Annotated in this window: 16 protein-coding genes; 13 read left to right on the plus strand and 3 right to left on the minus strand. The window is 30.8% G+C overall.

Features of this window, described 5'->3' with window-relative positions:
* Positions 1-48 precede the first annotated feature (48 nt).
* The 9 genes from Q1A15_RS00175 (at position 49) to Q1A15_RS00215 (ending at position 8,859) form a co-directional block, all read left to right on the plus strand.
* The gene (locus Q1A15_RS00175) at positions 49-501 is read left to right on the plus strand and encodes a hypothetical protein (RefSeq protein ID WP_299617164.1); all 453 of its coding nucleotides are present in this window, start codon (positions 49-51) and stop codon (positions 499-501) included.
* A 180-nt stretch (positions 502-681) separates the two neighbouring features.
* Complete coding sequence (locus Q1A15_RS00180) at positions 682-1,290, plus strand: hypothetical protein (RefSeq protein ID WP_299617166.1); 609 nt, start codon at positions 682-684, stop codon at positions 1,288-1,290.
* A 175-nt stretch (positions 1,291-1,465) separates the two neighbouring features.
* A complete protein-coding gene (locus Q1A15_RS00185; protein WP_299617168.1) occupies positions 1,466-2,536 on the plus strand; it encodes a fatty acid desaturase in 1,071 nt (356 codons plus the stop codon).
* Positions 2,537-2,564: 28 nt separating this feature from the next.
* Positions 2,565-3,464 (plus strand): hypothetical protein, encoded by a 900-nt coding sequence (locus Q1A15_RS00190; protein WP_299617170.1) that lies wholly within the window; start codon positions 2,565-2,567, stop codon positions 3,462-3,464.
* A gap of 116 nt (positions 3,465-3,580) precedes the next feature.
* On the plus strand, positions 3,581-4,120 hold the full coding sequence (locus tag Q1A15_RS00195; RefSeq protein ID WP_299617172.1) for a hypothetical protein: 540 nt from the start codon (positions 3,581-3,583) through the stop codon (positions 4,118-4,120).
* 166 nt (positions 4,121-4,286) lie between these two features.
* Positions 4,287-5,552 carry an oligosaccharide flippase family protein gene (locus Q1A15_RS00200; RefSeq protein WP_299617174.1) on the plus strand — a complete coding sequence of 422 codons (1,266 nt, stop codon included), beginning with the start codon at positions 4,287-4,289 and terminating at the stop codon, positions 5,550-5,552.
* Positions 5,539-6,669, plus strand: a complete 1,131-nt coding sequence (locus tag Q1A15_RS00205; protein ID WP_299617176.1) for a CapA family protein — start codon at positions 5,539-5,541, stop codon at positions 6,667-6,669. The genes Q1A15_RS00200 and Q1A15_RS00205 overlap by 14 nt, the downstream gene beginning before the upstream one ends.
* A gap of 1 nt (position 6,670) precedes the next feature.
* A complete protein-coding gene (locus Q1A15_RS00210; protein ID WP_299617178.1) occupies positions 6,671-8,248 on the plus strand; it encodes an asparagine synthase C-terminal domain-containing protein in 1,578 nt (525 codons plus the stop codon).
* Positions 8,248-8,859 (plus strand): DapH/DapD/GlmU-related protein, encoded by a 612-nt coding sequence (locus tag Q1A15_RS00215; protein ID WP_299617180.1) that lies wholly within the window; start codon positions 8,248-8,250, stop codon positions 8,857-8,859. The genes Q1A15_RS00210 and Q1A15_RS00215 overlap by 1 nt, the downstream gene beginning before the upstream one ends.
* Here Q1A15_RS00215 and Q1A15_RS00220 read toward each other — a convergent pair.
* The 3 genes from Q1A15_RS00220 to radC form a co-directional block, all read right to left on the minus strand.
* Positions 8,849-9,754 (minus strand): hypothetical protein, encoded by a 906-nt coding sequence (locus Q1A15_RS00220; RefSeq protein WP_299617182.1) that lies wholly within the window; start codon positions 9,752-9,754, stop codon positions 8,849-8,851. The two genes, Q1A15_RS00215 and Q1A15_RS00220, sit on opposite strands and share 11 nt — an antisense overlap.
* Entirely contained in the window at positions 9,751-10,986 is a 1,236-nt protein-coding gene (locus tag Q1A15_RS00225) for a polysaccharide deacetylase family protein (protein ID WP_363322663.1), read from the minus strand. The genes Q1A15_RS00220 and Q1A15_RS00225 overlap by 4 nt, the downstream gene beginning before the upstream one ends.
* Positions 10,987-11,091: 105 nt before the next feature.
* The gene (gene radC, locus Q1A15_RS00230; protein WP_299617186.1) at positions 11,092-11,778 is read right to left on the minus strand and encodes a DNA repair protein RadC; all 687 of its coding nucleotides are present in this window, start codon (positions 11,776-11,778) and stop codon (positions 11,092-11,094) included.
* A 238-nt stretch (positions 11,779-12,016) separates the two neighbouring features.
* Here radC and trkA point away from each other — a divergent pair, with 238 nt between their 5' ends.
* From trkA to Q1A15_RS00250, 4 genes are all read left to right on the plus strand, one after another.
* Positions 12,017-13,363 (plus strand): Trk system potassium transporter TrkA, encoded by a 1,347-nt coding sequence (gene trkA / locus Q1A15_RS00235; RefSeq protein ID WP_299617188.1) that lies wholly within the window; start codon positions 12,017-12,019, stop codon positions 13,361-13,363.
* Entirely contained in the window at positions 13,363-14,865 is a 1,503-nt protein-coding gene (locus tag Q1A15_RS00240; protein ID WP_299617190.1) for a potassium transporter TrkG, read from the plus strand. The genes trkA and Q1A15_RS00240 overlap by 1 nt, the downstream gene beginning before the upstream one ends.
* 202 nt (positions 14,866-15,067) lie before the next feature.
* On the plus strand, positions 15,068-15,727 hold the full coding sequence (locus Q1A15_RS00245; protein WP_299617192.1) for a tail fiber protein: 660 nt from the start codon (positions 15,068-15,070) through the stop codon (positions 15,725-15,727).
* A gap of 111 nt (positions 15,728-15,838) precedes the next feature.
* The gene (locus tag Q1A15_RS00250; RefSeq protein WP_299617194.1) at positions 15,839-19,924 is read left to right on the plus strand and encodes a YDG domain-containing protein; all 4,086 of its coding nucleotides are present in this window, start codon (positions 15,839-15,841) and stop codon (positions 19,922-19,924) included.
* Positions 19,925-19,943 lie beyond the last annotated feature (19 nt).

Below are 19,943 nucleotides of genomic sequence, written 5' to 3' on the forward strand. Positions count from 1 at the left end.
TGCAAATAGTTTTATGTCATGAATTTCTAATTATAAAAAGTAGTAATCATGAAACTAAAATTAACCTATTTAAAAATGTGTATTATTTTATGCACACTATTCGTTAGTACTAATTGTTTTTCTCAATCGGAAAAAGAAACTGAACAAGCTTCAACTCAAATTAATTTCAATCAAAAATCTATTAAAAAACTACAAGTCTTGGGTATTGATTATGATAAAATTGACTTCAATAATCAAAATGATCTTTTAAAACTGAATTTAATTCTACAATACGATAAAAGATACAGATCTAATCAGCTTTTTGCATACATCTGCACTGGACTTTCAATATTAGCTATTGCTTCTGCTATTACAAGCGGAAATCGAAGCGGAATTTTTAACGATTTTTCTCAAGACATTCATTATATAGCAGCGGCTGGTTATGCAGGTATATCTATTCCTTTGTGGATTGGAAGAAGTAGATATAAAAAAGAACGAGATAACTTAATCAAACTCTTTTAACACAACCGTTTTCTGTAAGATTTTTAAACAGTTTTTGGCAGTACACCAAAAACTGTTTTTCTTTATAAAGACTATCCTAAAATCGGCAAACCTCTCCTATTACAATCATAAACTAAGATTCTGGACATTCGTTTTTGGTTTCAAAAATACTTTTGAAGTAACTTTTTAATCTTACAAATCATGAAAAAAGCTTCATTGTATTTTATTGTTTATTCACTTATGTGTTTTCTACTTTTTACAGGTAAATTAAATGCGCAAGAAAACGATACCGCTTCTATTATTGGATTTAGTCCATCTTCAAAAATCACAACTATAAATGGTTTAGGTTTTAATTATACCATCTTGGCTCTTAAGAAACGTTATGCTGATGTAAATGGAATTCGATTAAATGTAACTCCTATTACGATATTCATGCCTTTTTTAACTCTTTTGCATGCTCCTATTATTAAAGCTGGACAAATTGACAACACATTTGGTTATGAAGATCAAAATAGAATTAACGGAATAAACCTAACCTTGTTCGACCCGAACTCTAGTAAGATAAATGGTATAGAGATTAATATTTCTGGAGGGAGAGGAAACACAACAAATGGTTTTTCAACTGGATTGGTAAATAGTCACGAAACTATTAACGGTTTAACCTTCGGAATTCTTCGAAATGCGAGTAATAAATGTCGCGGAATACAAATCGGTTTGGTTAATGAGTGTGAAAATCTAAAAGGAATTCAAATTGGATTATGGAACAAAAATTCAAAAAGAAACTTTCCGCTTATTAACTGGAATTTCTAAAAGCTAAATCAATTCGCATTAATACTTTTCAATTAAAACTCATCAACATTTTATCTGTTCAATTTAAGTTGTCCTAAAATCGGCAAACTCGTCCTATTCTATGGAAAGTGATTTTTATCGGACTAAAATATTTTAAGCTGAACATAATTTTGACATAAACTTTAATTCTTCAATTATGGAAAATCCTAAATTTATAAGTTCAACTAAAGAAAAACAATTTTTCACCACATTAAGAGAAAAAGTCTTTTATCAACTTGGTTATAATAACTCAAAATTCGGAGATTTTAATTTCTGGGCTAAAGGCATTTTTTGGTGCTTCGTATCTTATTTTAGTTACAGTGCTTTATTTTTTACGCACAGTCATCTAGCATTTTGGTGTTTCTTTTTAATGTTTCAAATTTCTGGATTACTTATTGGCTTTAGTTTTGGCCACGATGCTTCTCATAACACTGCTTTTAGAAATAAAGATGCCAATCAGGTTTTACATTTCTTTTGTTTTTTAACTGTTGGAATAGATCCTTTGCTTTGGGGATTAAGACATATTAGATCTCATCATTTATATGCAAATGTTGAAGGAAGTGATATCGATATTGATAAAAATCCGTTTTTACGATTGGCTCCTTCACATCCTTGGTCTAAAAAACATAAATACCAACATATTTATGCGCCATTTGTTTACATGTTAGCTTTATTACATTCTGTTTTTATGGGAGATTGGATTTATCTTTTCTCTAAAGAATATTCTTGGATGCGAGAAGGTGTTTCTAAAAACCAATTGTACATCAGATTTTTCCTTTTCAAAATTCTGTACTTTTCTTTAGTCCTTTTTATTCCATTTGCGTATTCAAATGTTTCCTTTCAGTTTGTAACACTAACTTACATTACCACTTCAGCATTTACGTCTTTACTTTTTGTAGTAATGCTTGTAGGAACTCATTTCTTTTTAGAAGCTTCTTATTACGAATGCGAGAACAATGAATTAAACTCTTCTTGGGCAATTCATCAATTAAAAACTAGTTGTGATTGGAATCCGAATAGCAAATTTGCTCGATTCTTAAGTGGAGGCTCTAACTGTCACGCCGCTCATCATTTATTCCCAAACATTTGTCATACGAACTACGACAAAATCAATTCAATTATCGAAGAAACAACTAAAGAATATGGATATCCATATCATAAAAAAACATTGCTAAACATGATGATTTCTCACTTTAAACATCTTAAAAAGATGGGAGAAAATTCTTAAAAATTCACTTAAACCAATACATCTAAATATGAAACTAAAACTATTTCTTACAAGCTATTTTATATTGATAATAGCCTATGCTCAAAATTCAATAAGTTTAGATCGGCTTCGAGCCATTAAAAATGAAAACCTAACGTTCTATAATGTTGATGGAATTCGAATTAGCAAACAAGATTTTTCTTACAGTTTTAATAAAAAAGGACTTAAGAAAGCTTATAGAAAATACCGCATTAAAAAGAAAGATCTTAAAACTAAAGATAGCTTACTATTACACAATCATTTCTTAGTTACAACTGAAACTAAAATTAATGATGAATTCAATCAGTATGACGCTATATATTTTATTGAAAATAGTAAAAAACAAATCTCAGTTATCTTTTTTAATAGCTACAAAAGAAACCCTAATCTTGAAAGAGAGTTTATAGATTTAGCTATAAAAAATAAAATTCCTAAAGATCGATTTGCAGAACCTGTTGTAGATATGATAGATTTTGCTGGAAGATTAATTCAACTTGGTCCAGCATGCAAGTGGCAAGATATTAATAATGTTCAATGTCCTTATTCCGGACAAATGAATTGGTCTATTCACAAAAATTTAAACAGTGCTAAAAAAGGATTGAATTTTCAATTAGTGACGACTAAAATGAAAAAAAACTTAAAAGTACTGTCAGAAGAATCAATACCAATTGAGTTTGAAGGAACTGATACCAAAGCCACAAAAATTGTTTATGATATAAAAGGAACCTCTTCGCTTTTAGTTGGATTATCAGGAGCAAAATCATTAACCGTTTTTTACGTTGCTTGTAAAGTTAGAAACAATTACGTGAGTTGTATATTAAGTTTTTGGAATAACGATTCAATTAGAAAAAGTGGCTTACCTCCTCTTCTAGAAGAAGTCATGAAAATAAAAAACGTCAATACTAAGTAAGGGGAAATTGCTAAGAAAACAAAAATCAAAAAAAAGGAAAATGTTAAGAAATCATTTCTTTTTAAAAATCATTCAAAAATTAAGAATAGAAAAAATATATTTGCCGAAAAAATCGTATGAAAAATTTAAATATTACTACCGTAATTGTCTTTTTAGTATTATCAATATTTAAAGTTCAATCTCAAGAAGAAAAAGTAAGTCAAATACAAGGAAAAAACGAAATTAAACTTAACGGATTTTATTTAGCATTAGGTGTAGCTGAAATTAGCTATGAGAGAATATTGAATAATGAATCAGCAGTTGGAATTTCTGTAAACTTCGATTTAGAAGAGAACAATCTCTATAATTTTGGTGTAATTCCTTATTACAGGTTATATTTTGGAAAGAAAAAAGCTGCAGGATTCTTTATTGAAGGTAACGCAGCCGTTATCGCTGATGATCCAAGACCTTGTTACGATTGCTTCCTTTCTCCTGGGCCTCGTGAAAGTAAATTATACTTCGGACTTGGTGTTGCTGCTGGAGGAAAATTTATCTCTAGAAAAGGATGGGTTGGAGAAATTTTTATAGGTATTGGTAGATTTTTTGGAACAGATGAATACTACCATATTTCTGAACTTTACCCAAGAGTTGGAATATCATTTGGAAAACGTTTTTAACACATATTAAAATTATTGTATTACTAAGGTGTTGTTAACTCAACACCTTATTTCTTTTTAGAGGCTTATTTAGTGTCTTGAAAATAAATAGTTCTAAAGAATAATTATATTTGATTCAAAATACAAAACTTCACAAATTAATACTGAAGTTAAAGTAAAGGATACATTGAAGTTACTCAAGAATTCATTCATTAAAAACATTCTTACACTTATTTCCGGATCGGGTTTAAGTCAAATAATCATGTATGCATTTATTCCTTTACTTACTCGATTATTCTATGAGGAAGTATTTGGAGTTTTTATGCTTTTTTCTTCTACTGTTTTGTTATTAAAACCTTTAATTTCTTATCAGTTAGAACTTGCTATTGTAGTTCCTGAAACCACTAAAAAAGCTATTAATGTTTTTGTTTCTTTACTTTGCATTCTATTTATAAACTCATTGATTCTTTTCATTTTAATTTTTCTATTTAAAGAACCAATTGTTACTTTTTTTAATCTACAAAGTTTATTTTATTTCGTTTATTTTTTGCCTTTGGCTGCTTTCTTATATGGAGTTTCTTTTGCTCTTGAATATTGGAATAACAGAAATGAAAACTTTAAAAATATCGCGAAAGCTCAACTGATAAAATCCAGTACAATGAGTATTGGACAACTTACAACTGGATTAACTATAAAATCATTAGGACTTATTCCCGGTTATTTAGCTGGAATGGTTTTTCAAGTATCGTCTTTACTAAAAAACTCTTATTCAAGTATACGACAAGAATTACATCATGTATCTCTTGCTGAAATGAAACAAGTTGTAAAACAATATAAAGACATTCCTATTTATAGTACAATCATCAACTTTTCTAATACTTTATCGAATGAATTGCCTATTCTTTTAATTACTAAATTCTTTGGAATTAAAGCCACAGGAATTTATGGATTGGCAAGTAAAGTAAGTAAAGCCCCAACTGGTATTGTTCAAAATTCAGTTAGTCAAGTATTCTTCAGTAAAGCAACTCAAATTGTAAATGATCAAGGAGATTTAAAATCTTTCGTTTTAAAAACAATCAAAGGTTTAGTGGTTACTGGAGCTATATTATTCGGTGGTTTAGCAATTATTTCTTTCTTCTTTGAATTCATTTTTGGTAGTGAATGGAAAGATGTTGGCTTGTATACTAGAATTTTAATTCCTTGGTTATTCTTCATGTTTTTATGCTCGCCTATTACACCGCTAATCACAATTTTAAATCGACAGAAAGTTTTACTGCTTTTTGATATTCTATTACTAATCTTTAGATTTTTAGCACTATTTATTGGTTTCAAACTGTATAACAACCTAGTTATTTCATTGGTCTTATTTTCACTAGTAGGCGCAATTTTTAATATTTTTATGATTATTTACTTAATTAGTATTTCAAACAAAAAGCAGATTGGATACCAATAACATCAACATAACTTTTACAGGAGATTTGAATATCTCTGGCGCATTCGTTTCTAAAGTTGTTGATAACGATGAAATATTTTGTAGTGAACTAAAATTTGAATTCCAACAAAATGACTATGTTGTTTGTAATTTAGAAGGTCCTACAACTTCTTCTAAATTTAGAACGACAACACAAACAGTAATTAAAAGTCCTAGAGAAACTATTAGTTACTTATCTCGACAAAACATTAAAGTATTTAATCTTGCTAATAATCACATTTTTGATACTGATTCTACTGGTGTTGATGATACAATTCAAGAAATTGAACAACACAAATGTCTTTACTTTGGAATAACTAATGAGCAAAAAGACGCTGTTCAAATTATAGAAAAGAACGGAATTAAAATTGGTTTAATTGGCGTTGTACATACTTTTCCTTATGAATTAGGAAAATATTCGATTCCTAAGAAAAGTTTCAATCAAATAAAAAAGCTTGTTGAAAAACTCAGTTCTAAAACCGATCATATTGTTGTAAATTTTCATGGTTTTGAAGAGTTTACTGTTTATCCTTCTCCTGTGAAACGAAAGTTTTTACAGAAAGTCGCTAGTCTAAAAAAAGTTTCAATAGTTATTGCACATCATTCCCATACTTTTCAAGGATTTGAACACATTAATACAACACCTGTATTTTATTCGTTAGGAAATTTTGTATTTGATATACCTAATCACAAAATGTACGATTATGTAAATTCCGGAGCTTTAGTCAGGTTTCAATTTAGAAAAACAGATTTCTCTTTTGATTTTGTTCCGTTCAGTATAAATGATGGATTTGTAAAAAAGTCAGAGGATGAAACTTTTATGAATCATTTACATCAAATTTCTGATTTCAGTAATTACAGTAGCAAATGGCGTAAAGAAGCACATCGCACATTATTCAGAAAAAATAATCCTAAAATAGCACCTCAACAAGAAGGTAAAACTTTACAAAACTCGAGTTTACTCAGCATTCTTTTTTCAAGAAAATTCTATCAAAAATGTAAACTAATTTTAGGAGATCGAACAATGTTTTCAGTTTATTCTAACGCTATTTATCAAGAAATACGAAATAGATTCTCATTAAAAAAACATTCGGAATAAGATGAGAATTCACTTAAAGCAAAATAGAGGTTTTGATTGGTTTTCATCAGAAAACTCATATTTTAAAGGATATTTCTTTTATGAAAACACATTTTATGAAAAAGAGAATGCAATCCTTAAACTTTTAAGTTTTCAATCTATTCCTGAATTTAAAAACGCGGCAAGGCAATTTAATGGAGTATTTACTATTGTAATCACAATTGACAATAGTACTTTAATTGTATGTGATACAACTCGAAGCTTTCCATTATTCTATGGAATGAAAAACGAAACACTTTTAATTACAGATACAATTGAAGAATTTAAATCAGAAACTATTCGTAAAGAATCGGAAATTGAAATGCTTTCTTCTTTGCATTGTTACGCAAACAAAACATTATTTAATGAAATATTCATAACTCAATCCAGTGAATTACTTACGCTACAAAATGAAGAAATTATTAGTTCTGAGTTTTTGTTTAATTATGTTCCTTTAGAATGTAGTAAAGAATCTTATACTAAACTCAAAGAAAAAACTATTAATACGTTTGACAATGCTTTTAATCGATTATCAAAAACTATTGAAGGAAAAAGAATTGCATTGCCTTTAAGTGCAGGTTATGATTCTAGATTAATCGCTTGTTACTTAAAAAAATTAGGACATAAAAATGTTATCTGTTATACCTATGGACGAACATCTAGTTTTGAAATTGAAAATTCAAAAAAGGTTGCTGAAGAACTCGATTTTGAATGGATTTTTATTCCATATTCAAAAGCATTAATTGAAGGCTTCACTAACTCAAACGAATTCAAAAAGTTTGTGGAATTTGCTGGAAAATATTCAAGCACACCAAACTTTCAAGAGTATTTTGCAGTTAATTATTTGAAACAACAAAAATTGATTGATGAAAACACTGTTGTTATTTCAGGTTATGCAGGTGATTTATTAGGTGGAAGTCAATTTTTAAAAGTAATTCCAAAAGATTTTACTTCTGATAATTTAGTAGCAACTATTTATAAGGAGAAATACAATTTATTTAATCATACGGCCGAACAAAAAGAGAAATTACAAAATACAATTACAACAACACTCAGTAATTTTAATAAAGAATACACCAAAAAATCACCTCACGCAGTTTTCGAAGATTTTGATATCAAAGAGAAGATTACCAAGTATATTTTTAATTCTGCTAATTTTTATACATTCTTTGGTTGTGAAGTTCGTTTTCCTTTTTGGGATTCTGAATTACTCGAACATTTCAAAAGGATTCCTGTTCAATATAAATTAGAGAAAAAGTTATTTGATGATGTTTTGATTTCAAATTATTTTAAACCTCTAAATGTGTATTTTTCTAATGATTATAAACCAGATTCTAAACATTTAAAAGAAAATAAATTAAAAAGTGTTGTTAAGAATTTGATTCCTAAAAAAGTTTTGACAAAACAATTAGAAAAATCTGACTGGAATAATTATCTATTAATCACAAATGAACTTAAAGAAGAACTCTTAAAAAAGAATTTACCTTTTAAAAATCCTACAAAAGCTTACAATCAAATTGTAGTTCAATGGTATTTGTATTTTTGTAAAAACAAAATCTAATGTTTAGTAAAATCGACTTTTTAATTTTTGGATGGATTATCAAACTTTTCTATCCTCAATATTACCGACCAAAGTACGGTTATCAACGATATTATATTTTGTTTTTTCATTACATAATTCCGCAATTCTTTTTTAGACTGAACCCAAAAGTAAAATGGCCAGTTCATTTTACTTCTAAAGTACTAGCTCCAAAAAATATTCAAAAAGGAATTTTATGTGATCCTGGTGATAATTTGAATAATTATATTCAAGCCAATAATGGAATTATTTTCGGAAATAATATTGAATTAGGTCCGGGTGTTTCTATTATTTCCTCTAATCACAATTTTGAGAATTTACGTGAACATATAAAATCAGATCCTATTGTTATTGGAAATAACGTTTGGATTGGCGCTAACACGACCGTTCTACCTGAAGTTAACATTGGCGATAATGTTATAATTGGAGCAAATTCTGTAGTAACAAAAGATATTCCGAGTAATTCTATCGCAGTTGGAAATCCTTGTAAAGTTGTGAAAGAAAAGCCTGCTTATACAGAAGATTTATCTCAAATAAAATTCAACAGAAAACTTCCTAAGAAATATCAAGAGTTTTTAAACACTAACGTTTAAAAATTTGAAGTAGTTTAGGTAATCTATTTTGTCTTATTAATATGTAATTTTCTGTTTTTGCTCCGAAGCTATAGAAATATTGTGCAATATTTTTCATTGAAGAACCTCCAAAATTAAATTCAGAATATTGAGGCTGATACTTAAAAATAGCTCGATCTATAAGAAATGTATTTGCTCCGTTTTTTCTATCATTGAAATTAGTAGCTGAAGCAAGAATCGATACTTTATCTTTAAATTTTGTAAAAAATCCTGAAGCAATTAATTCTCCATCTTTATTGTAAACAGATAAAATTTGTCCGACTTTTTTCTGAATACAAATACTCATAGCTTTATGTAAACGTATATAATCTTGTTCTTTTATTTTAGTTACTCTTTTCCCGACATTATCTCTATATAAATTAATGAGATTCATCGGATCATCATCCCACTTTTCAGTTAAATCGTTCTTCTTTGCTCTATTTAAATCCTTTCTTCGATCTCTTCTGTAACCTGACTTTACTTTTTCGTAAGGATCGTTTAATGAAATATATTGAAAAGTTCTTCCTTGCTGATACGCTTCAAACATTGAAAATGAATTCTTACTATTCAGTCGGCTTTCAACAAATTTAAACTCACTAAATACTTCAATTAGAAATTCATTTTCATCTTCAATTTCCTTAGAGAAAATTCCTAATTCTAAAATCCAAAAAGGGAGATATGCATATTTAATAAAGAATTTTCTTTTCCATGGCACTGGCATTACAGCTTCATAATCGTTTAAAACAAAAGCACTCCAGTTATCTGTTACTTGATCTAAATACCAAGAAAATCCAAAAACGTTACTTTGTATCGAATTCGCTACACAAGCATTATATTTTTCTTCATCTAAGTTTTTCCTAGCAACAAATGTTATCATCTATTCGTAATAATCTTTAACATTGATTCATAAACTCTTCCCCAACCCTTCCAACGCATGTAACCACTTAAACTTTCGTTATGGAATAATGTTATAAATGTTCCATTAACTTTCTTTACAGCATTATTTAACTCGTTTATCTTACCTAAAGATTGTTTAGGAGTTAACTTCATATAATCATTCAATGTTGTATCCATCAATGCAAATGGAAAGATTTTTAACGGCGTTTGAATTTCAAAATCTAAATCATAGAAATAAAAAGGTGTACAAGTACTTGCTCTGAATCCGACATGACTCGCATATCCCATTGAATAATCTTCATGAATTTCTAAATCAATTAACTTCTGAAATGTAGTAGGCAATGAGAAACGAAGATAATGTTGTCTCGATCTAAAAATCGGCATATTTGTAATTCCTTCTAAACGCTCTTTTTCAGTTTTCAATTTCTGAAAGTTATTCATGGTGTAAAAAGAAGGATGTAATCCTACTCTTGCGTAATCAACCATATCTTTAATTAGCAACCGGAATTTACCTTTTGATGCAGAAACATTCGTATCATAAGTCGAATAATCGGCAATTAAAAAGAAAAAAACAGTTCTTACATCGTACTTTTTCTTTAGTGCTATTATCTTTTTAAAAGTATCGTACGGATCTCTTTTTAAATTAAATCTAACCGCTATTCGATCTAAAGCATTAAAAAAGTTTAACTGATAAATATCTTTCAACAAACCTCCAAATGCTCTAATTGTACTTTTATACTTATACGCATAAGCATTATCAACATCTATTGTAGAAATAAACTTATAAGTTCTTTCTTTATATTCGTATTCAGGAAATCTTTCCTTAATAACTGCTAATAGTTTATAAGCCCAAATATCTATCACTGGTTTTTCTAAAAATCCATGTTGATATGCTAAACTTTGATTTGCAGGAAAACGCTCGTATTTATCTTTAATATGAGGCAGATACTCTTCGTATCTTGTAATCAAGAAAAAACTTGCAGAAAAAATATCGAACGGAATAGTTGACTTCTTTCCTTGAAAGAAAAAACAAGGAACGTTGTCCCATTTTGAAATATCAATATCTACATCACGTACACCTTGTTCAAATAATAAATCGGTACTTTTTATAAAGAATTCATTTCCTAACGGAACTTTTGTATACGACATCTTAGGTCCGTTAAACGCAACAAAATCCTCAATCTTAGAAGTAAAATCTACTTCTAAAAGCAATGTTCTAGTAAAAATATGCTTAAAAATATAGCGTACTCTGGGTGTAACTTTATGTGTGTAAACTAATATCAAGTCAAAAATATCATCTATTGTTCGTTTCTGTAACTACAGAATTCCTTCGTCTGCAAAGCTAAAGTAATCTTTTTCAGTTATAATTAAATGATCCAAAACTTTTATGTCTAAAGCTTCTCCTGCTTTAATTATTTTTTGAGTAAGCTGTTTATCTGAATTACTTGGAGTTAATTTTCCTGACGGATGATTATGAATTAGAATAATTCCTACTGAAGCCAGCTCTAAAGCTTTCTTATAAATCAAACGTACATCAACCAAAGCACTAACTAAACCGCCTTTACTTATTTGATGTTTTGCTAAAACTGTATTCGAATTATTTAAATACACCACCCAAAACTCTTCATGAGCTAAATCTCCAACAATGGGTTGCATTAGATTACAAACATGAGCAGATGATTTTATTTTAAAAATACGCTGACCTTCTTCAAATTGCCTTCTTTTCCCTAATTCCAATGCTGTGATTATACTTATGGCTTTAGCTTCGCCAATTCCCTTAAACTTAGTAAGTTCTTCTATAGATAATTTGGATAAGCTGTTTAAATTATTATTTGTTGAAGCTAAAATTCGTTTGGAGAGTTCTACAGCACTTTCTTCTCTATTTCCAGAACCAATTAAGATTGCGATTAACTCTGCATTGGTAATTATCGATTTTCCTTTATGCAATAACTTTTCTCTAGGTCTATCATCGATAGCCCAAGATTTAATACTCAACTTTTTCATTTTTTCAATTTTACTACCAAAGATAAAAAAAGTAATAGAAACTATGAATTCTTATCAAAACACTCAACTTGAGCAAACTAGAACTTAAAAACACAGCTTCATCAAAACTTACTCATTAACAAAAACTTACATTTAATTTCTTTCATTTTGTAATGTTATCAATTTCTAGATTTAAAGAAATCGTCTAGTTTTTTAATGTTAAAACTGTATCTTTGTAGCCTATTCGTTAATTTTTAATATGAAAATTATTATAGCCGGAGCTGGTGATGTTGGATTTCATCTGGCTAAACTCCTATCCTACGAATCTCAAGACACATACATTGTCGATTTAGATGGTGACAAATTGAATTATATCAATAATAACTTAGACGTTATCACTAAAAAAGGAGATGCAACTTCAATAAAGTTACTTAAAGAAATAGGAATTGGAAATGCCGATTTGTTATTAGCTGTTACTGAAAACCAAAACACAAACTTTACAATTGCTGTTATTGGTAAAGCTTTAGGAGTAAACAAAACAATTGCTAGAATTAAAAACCCAGAATTTCTAAATAGCGAGTGTATCGATTTTAAAGATTTTGGTGTTGACTTTATGATTTCTCCTGAAGAATTAGCAGCAGAGGAAATTAAATTGCTATTACATCAGTCATCTTTTAATGATACTGTTGCCTTTGAAAATGGTTTGTTTAATGTGATGGGAACTACGTTAGGATATAAATCTCCAATCGTAAACTTATCTGTTAAAGAGGCTAAAGATAAATTCAATATGGTAGATTTTATTACCATTGCGATTAAAAGAGAAGGTATTGCACAAACTATAATTCCTAGAGGAGATACAGAATATAAAATGAACGATCAGGTTTATTTTTCTGTTCCAAATTATAGTATTGAAAAACTATATCCTATTATTGGAAAAGAGCATTTAGACATTAAAAACGTAATGATCTTAGGTGGTAGTAGTATTGGTAAAAAAACAGCTAGAAATCTTTGTAAAGACAACTTTAAAGTAAAGTTAGTTGAAAAAAACAGAGATAAAGCTTTAACTCTTGCTGAAGATTTAAGAACTACGTTAGTAATTCATGGTGATGGTAGAGAATTAGAACTATTAGAAGAAGAAAATATTAGAGATATGGATGCATTTATTGCTGTTACAGGTGATTCTGAAACAAATATCATGTCTTGTTTAGTAGCAAAATCTAAAGGTGTTAGAAAAACCGTAGCATTAGTTGAAAATATGGATTATATCAATATTTCTCAAACTATTGGAATCGACACTTTGATAAATAAAAAGTTAATTGCAGCAAGTAATATTTTTAGACATATCCGTAAAGGAGAAATTCTTGCGCTTGCCAACTTACATAATATTGATGCTGAAGTTTTTGAGTTTGAAGTTCAATACGGAGCTAAAGTAACTGAAAAACCAATTCGAGAACTACGTTTTCCTAGAGAAGCTGTTTTTGGAGGAATTATTAGAAACGGAAAAGCATTAATGTCTTTTGGTGATATGCAAATACAAGCTGGCGATCATGCAATTGTATTTTGTTTACCTGAAGCTATTTCAACTGTTGAAGACTTATTTAACTAATGGAAAGTTTAAATCTCAAATTAATTTTTCGTTTTTTAGGAATTACTGCCGTTTTGAACGGTCTTTTCATGTGGTTAGCAATTCCTTTTAGTTTATACTTCAGCGAAAAAAATGTTGTTCTTGGAATTTTAAATGCAGGTATTATTACTGTTTTTATCGGACTTTTATTGTTCTTTTTCAATAAGCCGACCAACAAAAATTTACAAAAGAAAGAAGGTTATCTTATTGTTACATTAGGGTGGATTATTCTAACGTTAACAGGAATGCTTCCATACTTATTAACAGGAAGTATACCTTCAATTCCGAACGCTTTATTTGAGACTATTTCTGGATATTCAACTACCGGATCTTCCATTCTTACAGATATTGAAAGTATGCCAAAAGGAATACTTTTCTGGAGAAGTGCGACACATTGGATTGGTGGAATGGGAATTATTGTGCTTACAATTGCTATTTTACCATTATTAGGTATTGGTGGAATGCAGTTATTCTTAGCCGAAGCTCCTGGTCCGTCTGCTGATAAATTACACCCAAGAATTACCGATACTGCCAAACGTTTATGGCTAATTTATGTTGGACTTACCATTGCTGAATTCTTATTGCTAAAAGTAGCTGGAATGACTTGGTATGATGCCATTAATCATGCTATGGCTACGGTTAGTACAGGTGGGTTTTCTACTAAAAACGCTAGTGTTGCCCACTGGAATGGCATGCCTATGATTCAGTACATCATTATATTCTTCATGTTTGTCGCTGGAACAAACTTCGTTTTAACTTACTTCGCACTGAAAGGAAAAGTGAGAAAAGTAATACAAAGCGAAGAGTTTAAATATTATGGTTTAGGTATACTTTTAGTAACCGTTTTAGTAACTGTTTGCATCATCTTCTTCCAAGATGAATCACTAAAAACTACTATAGCACATCCAATGGTATTCGGAAAAGTAGAAAGCTCTTTCCGTCATGCTTTATTTTCAGTAATTTCTGTGGTAACCACTACAGGATTTGTCTCTGCTGATTTTACCATGTGGAGTTACTTTGTAACTGCTATATTTTTTGCTCTATTTTTTGTTGGTGGATCAGCTGGTTCTACTTCTGGAGGAGTAAAAGTGGTTCGTCATATTGTAATGCTTAAAAATAGTTTCTTAGAATTTAAAAAATCTTTACACCCAAACGCAATTATACCTGTTCGTTACGATGGGAAAGCAGTAAAACAAACTATTGTTTTTAACATTATATCATTCTTCATTTTATATATGTTAATCTTTATTGTAGGAACTGTAATTCTTGCTATGATGGGATTAGATATTAAATCAGCACTTGGTGCTTGTTCTTCTTCATTAGGAAATATCGGACCTGCAATTGGTAGTGTTAGTCCTGTAGATAATTTCTCACATCTTTCTACTAGTGCTAAATTGTTCTGTTCTTTTCTAATGTTAATTGGACGTTTAGAATTATTTACTGTACTTATTTTATTTACTCCTTTCTTCTGGAAGAAAAATTAGAAAGTCAGTTTTTATCAAACTTTTCAATACCATTTTTTCAAATTTTAACTTTTGTTAAGAAACATATTTCACTCGTTACTAAAAAAACCACACTCGTGATTAAAAGTAATGCACTTATTACTTTTAAATCTACTACATCCTATTGCTAATGTAATTTTACGTTGGAATTATATATAAGAATTACTAACTAAACTTAAATATTATGAATTCAACGAAAAAAATTATCGGATTATTATTTTTATCATTCATTCTATCTAATAACTCTTTACAAGCACAACAAGAAGGTTTCTTAGGAGAAGTTAAAATGTTTGCAGGAAATTTTGTTCCTAGAGGATGGGCTCTTTGCCAAGGACAGTTAATGTCTATATCACAAAATCAAGCTTTATTTGCAGTTATAGGAACTATTTACGGAGGAGATGGTAGAACAACATTTGCATTACCTGATTATAGAGGTCGTATACCAAGAGGTACAGGAAATGGACCAGGGTTACAACCTGCAATTATTGGTCAAAAAGGTGGAACTGAATTTAAAGTTTTATCCTTATTAGAAATGCCACAACATACGCATGCTTTGTCACTATCTGGATTAAATGGAAGTGTTAGTATACCTGTAAATACTGGCGCTGGAAATGAAGATGAATCTAACCCTGGAGCAGGTGTATTAGCTAATACAGGAGCAGAGAATTTTTCATCTGAAATAACAGCTGGCGCTGCTTATGGTGGTCAAGCTTTACCTGTGGCTATATCTGGTCAAGGAACTGTAGGAGTAACTGGAGGTAGTCAATCTTTTGACAACAGACAACCTTTTACAACTATTAACTACATCATCTGTGTATCTGGAGTTTTCCCTTCTAGAAACTAATTATCGAGATTAAATTACTTTTCATCCCCCATTGAATACACTTTTATTCTTTGGGGTTTTTTAAATTAATTATTTATATTTAAGTCAATTAACTTTAAAACCGAACCTAAAATGATTAAACACATTACTTTAAACAAAATAACTTTATGCTTAATTTTGTTATTAGTATCCTCCTTTAACCTTCAAGCGCAAAATGACAACGGTTCTATTGATGTCGCTGGTGATATAGCTATTGTAGCTTTTAATCGAGTAACATCTCCAACAAGTAGTTCTGACTTTGCTTTTCTTCTTCTTGACGATTGTCCTGCTGGAACAGCAATTATTTTTGATGATGATGAATGGACTGGCAGTGGTTTTGATTCTCCTACAGGAGGAGAAGGAGCCGTTACATGGACAAACAATACTGGATCGACTATAAATTCAGGAACTGTTATTCAAATTACCAGTGGAAACAATTCTCCAACAGTAAATTTAGGTTCCGCAACTGAATCTGATGGTGGTTTTAATCTTGCTCCTAATGATCAATTATACGCTTACACTGGAACCTTCAGAAGCCCTTCAGTTACTTTTTTAGCTTTTTATGGTGGAACCACAAATACAGGAGGTGGTTCAGCCACACTAACTGGTACTGGTTTAACAAATGGAACCACAGCTTTTGAAACCGCTAATTTAGGATACTACTCAGGACCAACTGTATGTAATAGTACACTAGGCGATTGTTTAAACATGATAAATAACCCTACCAATTGGACTACAGGAGCCTTTTCTTTTCCTGCCGGGGTAGCAAGTACTTTTACAGGCACTGCAATTTCACCTGCTACAACTCCAACCGTAACCAGTGTAACAGTCCCTAGTAATGCCACATATTCTACAGGTCAAAATCTAGATTTCACAGTAAACTTTGACGAAAATGTTACAGTTAATACTACTGGAGGTACTCCACAATTATCCTTAACTATTGGAAGCACAACTCGCCAAGCCACTTATCAAAGTGGTTCAGGAACTACTGCTTTAGCTTTTAGGTATACTGTACAAGCTGGTGATGTTGATTCTGATGGAATATCAATAGGAACACTTTCTGCTAACGGAGGAACCTTACAAAACGGTTCAGGTACTGATGCTGATTTAACTTTAAATAGCATTGGTGTTACAACTGGGATTTTAGTTAGCGCACCTATTACATTAACAATTACTGGACTCACTGGTGATGATAAAGTATATGATGATACTACTGCAGCTAGTGCTTTTGGAACTGCTACTCTATCTGGAGTTGTTGGTGGAGATGATGTATCTTTAGGTGGTAGCCCAGTATTCACATTTGCTTCTGCCAATGTGGGAACTGGAATTACAATTAACACAACTGGATATACTATCTCTGGAACAGATAGTGGAAAATATACACTAACACAACCAACTTTATCTGGTGACATTACAGCTAAAGAATTAACCATTACTGGACTTACTGGTGATGATAAAGTATATGATGATACTACTGCAGCTAGTGCTTTTGGAACTGCTACTTTAGTAGGTGTAGAATCGGGTGATGATGTATCTTTAGGTGGAAGCCCAGTATTTACTTTTGCTTCTGCCAATGTGGGAACTGGAATTACAATAAATACTACTGGATATACTATTTCTGGTACGGATAGTGGAAATTATACACTAACACAACCAACTTTATCTGGTGACATTACAGCTAAAGAATTAACCATTACTGGACTTACTGGTGATGATAAAGTATATGATGATACTACTGCAGCTAGTGCTTTTGGAACTGCTACTTTAGTAGGTGTAGAATCGGGTGATGATGTATCTTTAGGTGGAAGCCCAGTATTTACTTTTGCTTCTGCCAATATGGGAACTGGAATTACAATAAATACTACTGGATATACTATTTCTGGTACGGATAGTGGAAATTATACACTAACACAACCAACTTTATCTGGTGACATTACAGCTAAAGAATTAACCATTACTGGACTTACTGGTGATGATAAAGTATATGATGATACTACTGCAGCTAGTGCTTTTGGAACCGCTACTTTAGTAGGTGTAGAATCGGGTGATGATGTATCTTTAGGTGGAAGCCCAGTATTTACTTTTGCTTCTGCCAATGTGGGAACTGGAATTACAATAAATACTACTGGATATACTATTTCCGGTACGGATAGTGGAAACTATACACTAACACAACCAACTTTATCTGGTGATATTACTGCTAAAGAATTAACTATTACTGGACTTACTGGTAGTGATAAAGAATATGATGATACTACTGCTGCTAGCGCTTCTGGAACTGCTACTTTAGTAGGTGTAGAATCGGGTGATGATGTATCTTTAGGTGGAAGCCCAGTATTTACTTTTGCTTCTGCCAATGTGGGAACTGGAATTACAATAAATACTACTGGATATACTATTTCCGGTACGGATAGTGGAAACTATACACTAACACAACCAACTTTATCTGGTGATATTACTGCTAAAGAATTAACTATTACTGGACTTACAGGAGACAATAAAGTATTTGATGGAACAACTAACGCAACAGCTACAGGTACTGCAACATTAAATGGTGTAGAAACTGGTGATGATGTATCTCTAGGCGGAAGTCCTGTATTTACTTTTATTTCTACAAGCGTTGGAACTGGAATCACAATTAACACTACTGGATACACTATTTCTGGAACTGATAGCGGAAATTATACATTAACACAACCAACTTTATCTGGTGATATCACTAGCGCTGCGATTACTTGGACCGGAACTAGTAGTAACGACTGGAATACAGCTTCTAACTGGAACACAAATACATTACCGGTTTCCAGTTCTGATGTAACTATACCAAATGGAATTACTAATTACCCTACTATATCTTCAGCTGTAACTGTAAATTCTATTAATATTGCTTCTGGAGCGTCATTAATTGCAAATGCTTCAGTAACTGGTAGTACTACATATACAAGAAACTTACCGACTACTAATTGGTATTTAGTTTCTGCTCCTGTATCTGGAGAAACTCAACAAGATATAATTGCAGGTCATACTTTTGCTACAGGATCAGGTTCTAACATTGGTATCGGTGCATTTACTAATAACGGAGCTACTCCTTGGGTATATGCCACAAATGCTACTACTGGTCCATTAGTATCAGGTGCAGGTGTGTCGATGAAACTTGCTGCTGCAGGTGATGTAACTATTACAGGAACTGTAAATACCACTAATGTAAGTTTCCCAATAGCTACTGGAACTAGAAACAATTTCAATTTAATTGGTAATCCTTATACATCTTATATCAGTTCTAGTACTTTTGCTTCAGCTAATACAGGTTTACTTAGCGAAGAAACTGTTTGGTTATGGGACGGTTCTCAATATGTAACTTATAATAATATGAGTCCTATTCAAATTGCTCCTGCTCAAGGTTTCTTTGTAGAAGCAAGTGGTTCTGGTAATGTTACATTCTCTACTGCAAATCAAAGCCACCAAGGTAGTGATACTTTCATGAGACAGGTTCCAAATGCTACTTTTGAGTTATTTATTGATAATGGTACTGATAAAAAATCTACAAAAGTATTTTATGCTGATAATAAAACTAAAGGATTTGATAATGGTTCAGACTCTAAAATGTTTGGTGGCATAACACTAGAGTTTGCGGTTTTCACTGAACTATTAGAAAATAGTGAAGGAAAAAAATTAGCTATTCAAACTTTACCTAATACTAATTTTGAAACAATGATTATTCCTATTGGAGTTATTGCTAATGCTGGTGAAAATGTAACATTCTCGATTTCTAGCAATAGCTTACCTAATGGTGTAGAAGTTTATCTAGAGGATAAAGTTAACAATACCATTGTGAATTTATCTGAGAACAATCATAACCTTACTTTGAATAAAGCCTTAAATGGTACTGGTAGATTCTATATACACACTACAGCTAAACGCTTGAGTAATGAAGATATTACTAATGATTTTAAATCGGTAAACATCTATAAATCTAACCAACAAGAAATTACTATTAGTGGATTACAAGGACAAGCTTCAGTAAAATTATTTTCTATACTTGGTAAACAAGTTAGTAACACAGAAATTAATTCTACAGGAAACAGCAAGATTAACTTACCAGAACTTCCTACAGGAATATACATTGTAAGACTTTCGTCTGATTTAGGTGAATTAACTAAAAAAATAATCTTAGAATAATTAATCCTCTAAAAGAAGT

It is taken from the genome of uncultured Tenacibaculum sp. (assembly GCF_947495995.1).
In the GTDB taxonomy this organism is placed as follows: domain Bacteria; phylum Bacteroidota; class Bacteroidia; order Flavobacteriales; family Flavobacteriaceae; genus Polaribacter.